This window comes from Burkholderia sp. PvR073 (assembly GCF_054055695.1).
In genome coordinates this window covers 120467-132456 of record NZ_JBSRXO010000013.1, presented here as the reverse complement: position 1 = coordinate 132456, position 11990 = coordinate 120467, and the positions used below count along the sequence as shown (strand labels likewise).

At 70.4% G+C, this 11990-nt stretch carries 8 protein-coding genes and 2 riboswitches; of the genes, 4 read left to right on the top strand and 4 right to left on the bottom strand.

Going from position 1 to position 11990, the window contains the following annotated elements:
* Nucleotides 1-25: 25 nt before the first annotated feature.
* The 4 genes from ACVK00_RS29565 to ACVK00_RS29550 form a co-directional block, all read right to left on the bottom strand.
* Entirely contained in the window at nt 26-1114 is a 1089-nt protein-coding gene (locus tag ACVK00_RS29565; RefSeq protein ID WP_284891535.1) for an ATP-binding protein, read from the bottom strand.
* On the bottom strand, nt 1111-4920 hold the full coding sequence (gene cobN / locus ACVK00_RS29560; RefSeq protein WP_228907587.1) for a cobaltochelatase subunit CobN: 3810 nt from the start codon (nt 4918-4920) through the stop codon (nt 1111-1113). Before cobN ends, ACVK00_RS29565 begins: the two co-directional genes overlap by 4 nt.
* Before the next feature lie 6 nt (nt 4921-4926).
* Complete coding sequence (gene cobW, locus ACVK00_RS29555; protein ID WP_284891537.1) at nt 4927-6015, bottom strand: cobalamin biosynthesis protein CobW; 1089 nt, start codon at nt 6013-6015, stop codon at nt 4927-4929.
* 336 nt (nt 6016-6351) lie between these two features.
* A riboswitch (cobalamin riboswitch) is annotated at nt 6352-6614 on the bottom strand.
* Between the two features lie 82 nt (nt 6615-6696).
* A complete protein-coding gene (locus ACVK00_RS29550) occupies nt 6697-8196 on the bottom strand; it encodes an EAL domain-containing protein (protein WP_354122968.1) in 1500 nt (499 codons plus the stop codon).
* A 295-nt stretch (nt 8197-8491) separates the two neighbouring features.
* Nucleotides 8492-8728: riboswitch (cobalamin riboswitch) on the top strand.
* A gap of 170 nt (nt 8729-8898) precedes the next feature.
* Between ACVK00_RS29550 and cobA the strand changes: the two genes are divergently transcribed.
* Genes cobA through ACVK00_RS29530 form a run of 4 tightly spaced genes read left to right on the top strand, consistent with a single transcriptional unit; the run spans nt 8899 to nt 11988 of the window.
* Complete coding sequence (gene cobA, locus ACVK00_RS29545) at nt 8899-9648, top strand: uroporphyrinogen-III C-methyltransferase (RefSeq protein WP_228907584.1); 750 nt, start codon at nt 8899-8901, stop codon at nt 9646-9648.
* Nucleotides 9645-10022, top strand: a complete 378-nt coding sequence (locus ACVK00_RS29540) for a cobalamin biosynthesis protein (protein ID WP_228907583.1) — start codon at nt 9645-9647, stop codon at nt 10020-10022. The genes cobA and ACVK00_RS29540 overlap by 4 nt, the downstream gene beginning before the upstream one ends.
* Before the next feature lie 34 nt (nt 10023-10056).
* Nucleotides 10057-10659: a cob(I)yrinic acid a,c-diamide adenosyltransferase gene (cobO, locus tag ACVK00_RS29535; RefSeq protein ID WP_011656839.1), complete on the top strand. Its 603-nt coding sequence runs from the start codon at nt 10057-10059 to the stop codon at nt 10657-10659.
* Nucleotides 10660-10662: 3 nt separating this feature from the next.
* Nucleotides 10663-11988, top strand: coding sequence for a cobyrinate a,c-diamide synthase (locus ACVK00_RS29530; RefSeq protein WP_284891539.1), 1326 nt, complete (start codon nt 10663-10665; stop codon nt 11986-11988).
* Nucleotides 11989-11990: the final 2 nt, after the last annotated feature.

Sequence of the window (11990 nt, the reverse complement as noted above, 5' to 3'; positions counted from 1 at the left end):
TTCGCGGCGGCGTCGGCTCGATGGCTCAGCGTTTTTTTAGCGGCAGCGGCACCACGCTTTTCACGTCGCGCAGTCCGGCCGGTTCGGGCGGCAGGTAGCCCCACTCGCCTTGCGACGCCGTCGCATCGTTGCGTGCCGCGCCCGGTTGATCGTCGGGCTGCCGGCGCGTGTCCGGTGGCGAACGCCCGTCGCGGTCGTGCTCGCCGTCGCGGCGCGATGGCGACGCGCCCGACGACGGCGGCGTGCCCGCATGACGCCGATGCCGCAGCACCGCGTCGGCCACGCGTTCGACATGCGACACCGTCACTGCGTCGGCCTGCTCCAGCGCCGCGAGCGCGCGCGCGGCGCGCAGCATCACGAGGTCGGCGCGCAGGCCGTCGACGGCCGCGTCGATGCACAGCGCGCTCACGCGTGCGTGAACCGCATCGTCGAAATCCAGCGTCGACAGCCGGGCCCGCGCCGCGTGAATCCCGTCGCCGAGTGCTCGCTGTGCGCTTGCGTGACGCGCACGAAACGCGTCCGGATCGAGATCGAACGCGAGGCGCGCCTTCACGATCCGTTCGCGCTGCGCGGCGTCGAAGCAGTTCTCGAGCTCGACCATCAGCCCGAAGCGGTCGAGCAGTTGCGGGCGCAGTTCGCCTTCCTCGGGATTCATCGTGCCGACCAGCACGAAACGCGCATCGTGCGCGTGCGACACGCCATCGCGCTCGACCACGTTCACGCCGCTCGCGGCGACGTCGAGCAGCGTATCGACGAGCCCGTCGGCGAGCAGGTTCACTTCGTCGACGTACAGCACGCCGCGATGCGCGCGGGCGAGCAGGCCCGGCCGGAAGCGCACGCCGTTGGCGGCGAGCGCATGGGCGAGATCGAGCGTGCCGGTGACCTGTTCGTCGCTCGCCGACAGCGGCAGCGTGACGAATTCGCCTTCGGGCAGCAATTCCGCCAGCGCGCGCGCGGCGGTCGATTTCGCGGTGCCGCGCGGCCCGCTGACGAGCACGCCGCCGAGCGACGGGTCGATCGCGGCGAGCAGCAGCGCCTGCTGCAACGGTTGCTGCGCGACCAGCGCCGCGAACGGGAACACCGCGCGGGCGCGGGGCGTCGTCGGATCGGTCATTGCCGTCCTCCTTCCTGGAGTTGTTCGCTGTCGAGCCAGACCGCTTCGATCCGCTCGCGATAGTCACCCGGCTGCTGCCACAGCCCGCGCTGCATCGCTTCGACGAAGCGTTCGCAGATGCCGTGCAGCGCCTTCGGGTTGTGTCGTTCGAGGAACGCGCGCGTGTCGTCGTCGAACAGGTACGCGTCTGCGACGAGCGCGTACTGGTGGTCCGACAGCACGCGTGCGGTCGCGTCATAGCCGTACAGGTAGTCGACGGTCGCGGCCATTTCGGCCGCGCCCTTGTAGCCGTGACGCTTCACGCCGTCGAGCCATTTCGGGTTGACGACGCGCGAGCGGATCACGCGCGCGATCTCCTCGCGCAGCGTGCGCATCTTCGGCGCGACCGGGTTCGCGTGGTCGCCGTGGTAGATGCTCGGCTGCTGGCCGGACAGGTGGCGCACGGCCGCCGTCATCCCGCCCTGGAACTGGTAGTAGTCGTTCGAGTCGAGGATGTCGTGTTCGCGGCTGTCCTGGTTCTGCACGACGACGTCGATCGTCGCGAGCCGCTCGCCGAACACGTCGGGAGCCGCGTCGCCCGCGCTGTTCTGCGCGTACGCATGGCCGCCCCACTGGCGGTACGCGTCGGCGAGATCGGCGTCGGTCTGCCAGCGGCGCTGGTCGATCATGTCCTGCAGGCCCGCGCCGTAGCTGCCCGGCCGCGCGCCGAACACGCGCCAGCCGGCGCGGCGTCGCGCTTCGTCGGGCGCCACGCCCCGCTCGATCCAGGTCGCGCGTTCGCGCTCGATGCGCGCACGGATCGGGTTCAGCGCCTCGGGCTCGTCGAGCGCGGCGACGGCCTGCACGGCCGCGTCGAACAGGTGCATCAGGTTCGGGAACGCGTCGCGGAAGAAGCCCGACACGCGCAGCGTCACGTCGATGCGCGGCCGGTCGAAGATCTCGATCGGCAGGATCTCGAAGTCGGTCACGCGATGACTGCCGTGCGCCCATTTCGGCCGCACGCCGATGAGCGCGAACGCCTGCGCGATATCGTCGCCGCCGGTGCGCATCGTGGCCGTGCCCCAGACCGACAGCCCGATCGCGCGCGGATAGTCGCCGTGATCCTGCAGATGGCGTTCGATCAGCTGCTGCGCGGATTTCAGGCCGAGCGACCACGCAGCCTGCGTCGGCACCGCACGCGTATCGACCGAATAGAAGTTGCGGCCCGTCGGCAGCACGTCGGGACGGCCGCGCGACGGCGAGCCGCTCGGCCCCGGCGGCACGAAGCGGCCGTCGAGCCCGCGCAGCAGCTGGCGCAGTTCCTCGCCACCGCACGCGTCGAGCGCGGGCAGCAGCGTCGCACGCGCACGGTTGATCACGGCGAGCGTGTGCGGCCAGTCGCCGGGTGGCGGGATGTCGAGGCTGCGGTCGACAGAGGGGGCCGCGCACAGTCCGTCGAGCCACTGCTGCGCGAGCCGCTCGAGCCGCTCGCGCGTATCGCCCGCATGGCGCCACGGCGACGCGTCGAGCGCCTGCAGCACGGCCGGCCGCGGGCCCGTCCACGGCGCGGCCCAGTCGGCCGCGAGCGGATCGAAATCGTCGCCGAGCGCGAGATCGCGCGCGAGCGCGGCGATCAGCCCCGCGCGTTCGCCCTTGCCGTCGCCGACCGGAAAGCGTGCGAGCGCGAGCAGCGTATCGCGCCGCTGACGGTCGATCGGCGACGCGCCGAACACGTGCAGCCCGTCGCGAATCTGCGCTTCCTTCAATTCGCACAGCCATGCGTCGACGCGCGTGAGCAGCGCATCCTCGTCGCCGGCGTCGCGCGGCGGCGACACGCTCAGCTCGTCATGCAGCCGGTGTTCGGCGATCGTCGCGAGGATCGTCTTGCGCAGCAGCTTCGCGCGCCGCGCATCGACCATCAGCGCTTCGTAGTACTCGTCGACCTGCCGTTCGAGATCCTGCAGCGGGCCGTAGTTTTCCGCGCGCGTGAGCGGCGGCATCAGGTGATCGATGATCACGGCCTGCGCGCGACGCTTCGCCTGACTGCCCTCGCCCGGATCGTTGACGATGAACGGATACAGGTGCGGCAGCGGCCCGAGCGTCAGGTCCGGCCAGCACGCGTCGGACAGCGCGACGCTCTTGCCCGGCAGCCATTCGAGGTTGCCGTGCTTGCCGAGGTGAATGACCGCGTCGATGCCGAACGCATCGCGCAGCCAGAAATAGAACGCGAGGTACGCGTGCGGCGGCACGAGGTCCGCGTCGTGGTAGCTCGCATAGTCGTTTTCGCCGCGCGAACGCGACGGCTGGATGCCGACGAACACGTTGCCCGCGCGCCAGCCGGCGATCGGGAAGCGCCCCTGGCGCAGCGTCGGGTCCGTGTCGGGCGGCCCCCAGCGCTCGTTCAGCGCATCGCGCACGGCGGCCGGCAGCCGCGCGAAATGCGCGACGTAGTCGGCCAGCGCGAAACTCTGGAACGCGGGGCGCAGTGCGCGCACGGCCGGGTCGTTGGTCACGCCTTCGGTGAGCCGCGCGATCAGCGCGTCGCCGTCGGCCGGCAGGTCGGCCACGGCATAGCCCGCGTCACGCAGCGCCGCGAGCACGCGCAGCGCGGACGCCGGCGTATCGAGCCCGACGCCGTTGCCGATCCGCCCTTCGCTTTGCGGATAGTTCGCGAGAATCAGCGCGATGCGCTTGTCGGCGTTGTCGAGCGTGCGCAGCCGGCACCAGCCGCGCGCGAGCGCCGCGACGAACGCGATGCGTTCGGCGTCCGGCTGGTAGCGCACGACGTCGACTTCGGTGTGCGGACACCGATACGCGAGCCCCTTGAAGCTCACCGCGCGCGTGACGATGCGCCCGTCCACTTCAGGCAACGCGATGTGCATCGCGATGTCGCGCGCGTGCAGCCCCTGGTTGTCGGCCACCCATGCGTCGCGGTTGCCGCCGGACAGGATCACCTGCAGCACCGGCGCGTCGCCGGCGAGTACGTCGGGCTCGGGGCTGTCGATCGCGCCGGCCGCGAAGGCCGTGGTGTTCAGCACGAGCGCGACGCCGTGCGTGTCGCAGAGCTGCGTGATGACCTCGCGGCTCACCGCGTCCTTCAGCGACGTGACCGCGATCGGCAGCGGATTGAGCCCTTCGTGCACGAGCGCATCGGCCAGCGCGTCGAACACGGCCGTGTTCGCGGCCTGCCAGTGCGCGCGATAGAACAGGATCGCGACCACGGGCGCGCCGGGCGTCCAGCGCGCGCGCCAGTCGTCGACGCTCGCCGGGTCGCGCGCCGGGTGATACAGCGCGGCGGCCGGCAGCGGGCGCGGCGGCTCGGGTTCGTCGCCGAAGCCGAGCGTATGGAATGCGATGCTGCGCAGCAGCGCTTCGGCGTTGTGCATCCCGCCGTCGCGCAGGTAGCGCCACCACAGCCGGCACAGCGCCGGCGCGACCGTGCTCTTCGCGACGAGGTTCGGGTCTTCCTGCAGGTCGCCCGAGAACATCGCGAGCTGCTGCTTGCGCTTGGACGCGAGCGACACGGCCTGTTCGATCCCGTACGGCCAGTACGCTTCGCCGCCGAGATGATCGATCACGACCGTCTTCGCATGACGCAGCACGTCGTCGACATAGAAATCGACCGACGCCGGCTGTCGCAGGAACGTGACGTTCGCGAGCCGCACGCTCGGAAAGCCGGCCGGCAGCTTCGGCACGACGCTGGCCAGCAGCGACAAGGTCGTATCGGCCGAACTCAGGATCACGATGTCGGCCGGTTGCTGGTCGATCCGGACGACGCCCTGCGTATCGTCGACGAAGCCGCCCGGCGTGGTGCGCAGCAGATGCATCGCGCGTTACGCCTGCTGCGTCTGGGCCGCGCACGCGGCCTCGAACGCGCGCTGCAGTTCGGCCGCGTCGAGATCCTCGCCGATCAGCACGAAGCGGCTCGCGCGCGTTTCGCCGTCCTGCCAGCGACGGTCGAAATAGCTGTCGAAGCGGCGGCCGACACCCTGGATCACGAGCCGCATCGGCGCATCGGGCAGCGCCGCGAAGCCTTTCGCGCGGTAGATCGTGTGCGTCTCGACGACGCGCTGCAGCGCGGCGATCGTCGCTTCGCGCGAGCCTGCGTCGCCCGACACCACCACCGAATCGAAATCGTCGTGATGGTGGTCGTGATCGCCGTCGTCGGCCGAGCCGTGATGGTCGTGCCGCAGGTGGATCGTTTCCTCCGACGCCGATTGGAGCCCGAGCAGCATCGCGAGATCCAGTTCGCCGCGCGTCGCGCGCACGATCTTCACCTGCGGCGGGATCTCTTCGCGGATCGCGGCTTCGACTTCGGCGAACTGCGCGTCGGCGACCAGGTCGGCCTTGTTCACGATCACGAGATCGGCGGACGACAGCTGGTCGGCGAACAGTTCGTGCAGCGGCGATTCGTGGTCGAGGTTCGGATCGGCGCGGCGCTGCGCGTCGACGGCCTGCGGGTTCTCGGCGAACTGGCCGCTGGCGGCGGCCGGCCCGTCGACGACGGTCACGACCGCATCGACCGTGAAGCTGTTGCGGATCGTCGGCCAGTTGAAGGCCTGCACGAGCGGCTTCGGCAGCGCGAGGCCCGACGTCTCGATCAGCACGTGGTCGATGTCGGCGCGGCGCTCGACGAGCGCTTCCATCACCGGATAGAACTCTTCCTGCACGGTGCAGCACAGGCAGCCGTTCGCAAGTTCGTACAGCTGGCCCGATGTTTCCCCCTGCGCGCCGTCGGTATCGTCGCAGCCGATGCCGCAGCCCTTGAGGATTTCGCCGTCGATGCCGAGCTCGCCGAATTCGTTGACGATCACCGCGATGCGGCGGCCTTCGGCGTGCTGCAGGATGTGGCGCATCAGCGTGGTCTTGCCGCTGCCGAGAAAGCCCGTGACGATCGTGACGGGAAGCTTGCGTAGGGTCATGGTAGGTCCTGTGGCGAAAATGGAATCAGGCCGGGATCGTCGCGTCGAATGCAGCGCGGCATGTCGTCGGGTGGATCGCGGGGATGGCGCGGCGCAGTCCGGACGGACGGCCGCACGACGCACGGAACGACGAATCGGACATGACGCTTCCTTGTGAACGGTCGGCATGGTCAATGCCAACACGGCTGCCGCCGGCCCTGCCCGCGCCGCCTGCCGTTCATCGCGCCGGCCCGGCACGGCGCGCGTGCGGCGGCGGGCGGATCGGCGGAGGAAGCGGGAAACGCTCGGGCGTCGGGCATGCTGCGGCCGTGGACGATGCGCCGCCTCCCCGCGGCGCTGAACCCCAACGTTTCGGCCGGTATCCGGGCTGACGAACACGCCGCTTCGCCTTCCCGGATGCGCGGCATCCAGTGGCGGTCGTCCGCATGCGGCAGGCATGCGGCGAAGCGGCGCTGCGTCGCGCTGGGCGCGACGCGTTCGCTTACCGTTGCGGGGGCAGCACAGGTTGGCTCGACTGCGGCGCAGGCAGGCTCCCTGTTTCCCGTTTAACTGCGCGCGCCGGAGGAGCGCGCGCGAGCACCAAAACGCGTGCGAGTGTAGGCGGCGGTGCGGGGAGCGTCAAGGTGGCGGCCCGCGTGCCAATGCGGGCGCGCGTCGCGGCCGGCTTTTCGGTCCGGATGCTCAGCCTGTTCGCAGCGGCTGCTCCGCGATCGCCTTCTGCAGCGCTTCCACTGTATCGGGACGCCCGAAATACCAGCCCTGTGCCCCGATCGACTGCCCCTGGATGTCGAGCATGTGCGCCTGCTCACGGGTCTCGACACCCTCAAAGACCAGGCCGACCCCGAGCCGACGGGCAATCGCCAGGATCTCCGGAATGATCGACGTGCCGTCATGCTGCGGCGCGGCCGGCAGCAGCGAACGGTCGACCTTGATGTAGTCGATCGGAAGATGCTGCAGCAGGCTCAGGCTGGAGTAGCCCGTGCCAAAATCGTCGATGTAGACGGGATGCCCGAGGTCGCGCAATTGCCGAAGCGCCGGCAGAATCTCCGGCAGTTCCACGGTCGACCGCTCAGTCAGTTCGAAACCGACATGCTCGCGCGACAATCCGGCTGGCCAGCAACTGTCCAGCGTCGCCATCAGGCTGCCGTCCAGCAACTCGGGAGCGCTGACGTTGATGGTTACGCGAAAGTCCGGCTCGCCGTCGAACAGCACGCGCATCTCCCGCAGGACCGTGCGCACGACGAAGGCCGTGACGTCGACGATCATTCCGGCGCGTTCCGCCTCGGCAATGAACACGTCCGGGGCGGCTGGCCCGTCGATCCAGCGGATCAGCGCTTCGGCGGAGACGATCCGCGATGACGCGCCGGGCGCGACGATCGGCTGATAGCGCATGACAAATTGTCCGTTTGCCAGCGCTCGCCGTATCTGCGCCGGAAGCGCGGCCCAGCGTCGGTGCAGCATCAGCGCCCCGAGCCCCAGACAGCAGCCCGCCGCGCCGCCGGCGATCCCCAGCAGCCAGGCAGCGCGCCGACTGGCGCTCGCCAGCGCTCGCGGCGTCGCGACGACGATGGTGCACAGCGGCACCCGGGCCGAGCAGAATGATTTGCCGTCCCGAAACCCCGGCACCAGGCCGGCATCGACGTACTCCGGGACGCCGCCCTTGGCGAGTCCGATGACGAGCGCGGCCGGGCGGCCCCTGAGCCCGATCACGTAGTGCAGATCTGACGGCGGCGGCAGTACCCTGAAGGCGTCCAGATCCATCAGCAGGTTCGTCCTCCTTCCCGTGACCACGAGCCCCAGCGTCCCAGGGCTCGACAACAACGGAACGGTCCAGAAGGCCGACATCGCGTCGGTCAGCCGGAATGGCTGCTGCTTCGGGGAAAAGGGCCTCGGCAGCACGCCGAGCATCGTCATGCAGAGCAGATCGGCGCCCGACAGGCGTCCGACGTCCTTGACGTACTTCGACCGGACGGAAGCCGATCGCAACAGGCGCAGATCCTGCGGCGAGCAGTCCGCGTACGGCGATGCGTCCAAGTCGGCAAGCGTCGTGGCCGCCGAATCGAACACAACGTCGATCTGCTGCACGACTTGCGTCCCCAGCCCGGCAACCGATTGCGCCAGCACGGCCTTCGTGACATGCGGCCAGGCTCCCAGCGCCAATCCGGCCGAAACGACCAGCATGCCGATCGCGAGCGCATGGCCGGCCCCGCTGGAGGTTGTCCATCTGCGTACGTTCGCCATAGGCGCGGCACTTCGCGATGTAGTGGCCATCGCCCTGCAGGTCCGGCAGAGCGAGCCGATTTTGGTATGGATTTCGTCAGGCTCGTGCGACCGGCAGCCCGAAACTGAGCCTTGCTTGTGACTCTGGCCAGATAATTGCACACCAATTTACGACTGCGCAATGCATCGCCCCCGGATCGGGTCGCGAACGGATGCGGGCGCGATTCGCCGGCCCCGCGCCCGATACACGCTGTGCTATCGTATGCGCCGCGTTCGGTGCTCGCGCGCGCTCCTCCGGCGCACGCAGTTAAACGGGAAACAGGAGGCGGAAGTCCGCCCGGCCTGTGCTGTCCCCGCAACGGTACGCCGCCCGCGCGTCGCGGTTCCCCGCACGCGCCCAGGCTGCCCGCGATGCCACTGCCCTTCAGCGGGCGGGAAGGCTGCGGCCTGGCAAGCGGCCAGCCCGGATACCGGCCGACGCAAGGGGCGAGCCCGCTGCTCGCCGAACGCCCGATCCGCGGGGGACGGATGGGGTGCGCTTTCCGCCCGCGCTCGCGCGGGCTTCGCTCGATCCGTCATGCATTGCCTGTCCGCCGGCCGCCGATGTGCCGCTCGCTGTCCCCTTTCCACTGCCACGACACGGTGCGCGCCGTGCCGCGCCCGATGAGCCGCGCATGGCTCGTCGGCGCCGGCCCCGGCGACGCCGATCTGCTCACGCTGAAGGCCGTGCGCGCGATCGCCGCGGCCGACGTGCTGCTCGTCGACGATCTCGTGAACCCCGACGTGCTGCGCCACGCGCGCCCCGACGCACTGATCGAGCACGTCGGCAAGCGCGGCGGCCATGCGTCGACGCCGCAGGAAACGATCGTCGCCGCGATGCTCGCGCATCTGCGCGCGGGCCGCAGCGTCGCGCGGCTCAAGGGCGGCGATCCGTTCGTGTTCGGCCGCGGCGGCGAGGAATTGCTCGCGCTCGGCGCGGCCGGGTTCCCGGTCGAGATCGTGAACGGCATCACGGCCGGTATCGCCGCCCCGGCCGCGCTCGGCATTCCGGTCACGCATCGCGGCGACGCGCAGGGCGTGATCTTCGTCACGGGCCACGGCGCGGGCGCGGACGAACCCGACTGGCGCGCGCTGGCCGCGACGCGGATGACGATCGTGATCTACATGGGTATTCGCCGGCTCGACGCGATCGCGGCCGCGCTGCGTGATGGCGGCGTGGCCGGCGACACGCCGTGCGCGGTGATCGAGAACGCGACGCGTGACGGACAGCGGCACGTGCTCGCGACGCTCGACACGATCGTCGAGCGCGTGGGCGCGACCGGTATCGGTTCGCCCGCGATCGTCGTGATCGGCCGCGTCGCGGCGCTCGCCGACGATCCCGCGGTGCGCGCGGCGCTTGGCGGACGCGCATGATGCGCGTCGCGCTCGGCGTCGGTTTCCGCGCGGGCGTGACGGCCGCGCAACTCGATGCCGCGATCCGCGCGGCGCTGGCAAGCCACCCGGGCGCCGAGCCAGCCGTCGTCGCGACGCTCGCCGACAAGGCGCGTGCCCGGTCGCTGCGCACGCTGTGCGCGCGGCGCGGCTGGCCGCTCGTCGCGTTCGACGCGGCACAGCTCGCGCATTGCCCCGCACCGGCATTGAGCGGCCCGTCGGCTGCCGCGCTGGCGCGTTTCGGCGTCGCGGGCGTGGCCGAGCCATGCGCGCAACTCGCGGCGCCGCATGGCCGGCTGCTCGGCCCCAAATCCAGCCGGGACGGCGTGACGGTCGCGCTCGCCGGCCCGCTCTGAACCCTTTGTTTCGCTTTCGACAGGACGATTCCCGATGAAGACCGATGCCGAATCCCATCAGCGGATGGCCGAACGCCGCCGCGCCGGCCATGAAAAGAAGCAGGCTGCCGCCACCCAGGAAAAGGGCCTGCTGATCGTCAACACCGGCAACGGCAAGGGCAAGAGCACGGCCGCCTTCGGCATGGCCGTGCGCGTGCTCGGCCATGGCATGCGGCTCGGCGTCGTGCAGTTCATCAAGGGCGCGCTGCACACGTCCGAGCGCGACTTCCTCGGCGCGGTCGCGCAATGCGACTTCGTGACGATGGGCGACGGCTATACGTGGAATACGCAGAACCGCGACGCCGACGTCGCAACCGCGCGCAAGGGCTGGGACGAGGCGCGCCGGATGATCGAAAGCGGCGAGTACCGGATGGTGATCCTCGACGAGCTGAACACCGTGCTGAAGTACGAATACCTGCCGCTCGACGAAGTGCTCGCGACGCTCGTCGCGCGGCCGGATTCGGTGCACGTCGTCGTCACGGGCCGGCATGCGCCCGATGCACTGATCGATGCGGCCGACCTCGTCACGGAAATGCGGCTCGTCAAGCATCCGTACAAGGAACAAGGCGTGAAGGCACAGCCCGGCGTGGAGTTCTGAGCGATGCCGGCCTGCCCCGCGCTGTTCGTCAGCGCGCCCGCGTCCGGCCAGGGCAAGACGTCGGTGACGGCCGGCCTCGCGCGGCTGCACCGCCGGCTCGGCCGGCGCGTGCGCGTGTTCAAGACCGGGCCGGATTTTCTCGATCCGATGCTGCTCGAACGCGCGAGCGGCGCGCCCGTGCACGTGCTCGACCTCGGGATGGTCGGTGAAGCCGGCTGCCGCGCGCTGCTCGCCGATGCCGCGCGCGACGCGGACCTGATCCTGATCGAAGGTGTGATGGGGCTGTTCGACGGCACGCCGAGCAGCGCCGATCTCGCGGCCGCGTTCGGCGTGCCGGTCGTCGCGGTGATATCCGCGAAGGCGATGGCGCAGACGTTCGCGGCGATTGCGTTCGGGCTCGCGCGGTTCCGGCCGGAGGTGCCGTTCCACGGCGTGCTCGCGAACCGCGTCGGGTCGCCGCGACACGCGGAGCTGTTGCGGCAGGCGCTGCCGGACGACTTGCGCTGGCTCGGGCACGTGCCGGCCGATGCGGGCATCGCGCTGCCGGAACGGCATCTCGGCCTGCACCAGCCGGCCGACATCGGCGATCTCGACGCGCGGCTCGACCGTGCGGCCGACGTGCTCGCGCAGACGGCGCTCGCCGAATTGCCGCCTGCCGTCTCGTTCGCGGAACCGGCGGCCCGCGCCCCGCTGCCGCGCGCGCTCGCCGGCAAGCGAATCGCGATCGCGCGCGACGCGGCGTTCTCGTTCATCTATCCGGCCAATCTCGCGCTGCTCGATGCGCTCGGTGCGCAGTTGCGGTTATTTTCGCCGCTTGCCGACGAACCCGTGCCCGACGCGTGCGACGCGCTGTTCCTGCCGGGCGGCTATCCGGAACTGCATGCAGCGACGCTCGCGGCGAATGCCGTGGCCGCGCGGACGATTCGCGCACACGCGGCGGCCGGCCGGCCGATCGTCGCCGAATGCGGGGGAATGGTGTATCTGTGCGAGTCGCTGACCGACGTGGAAGGCGCGACGACATCGATGCTCGGGCTGCTGTCAGGCCATGCGACGATGCAGCGCCGGTTCGCGGCGCTCGGCATGCAGCAGCTGGACACGCGCAGCGGGCCGATGCGCGGTCATACGTTTCATTATTCGCGGCTCGACACGCCGCTGGCGCCGGTGGCGGCCGCCGCCCGGCCCGACGGGGAACCCGGCAGCGGCGAAGCCGTGTATCGCACGGGCTCGATCGTCGCGACGTACATGCACATGTACTGGCCGTCGAATCCGGATGCGGCGGTGGCGTTGTTCAGCGGGGATGGGTTCTGGTTCGGCACGAGCCGCGATTGAAC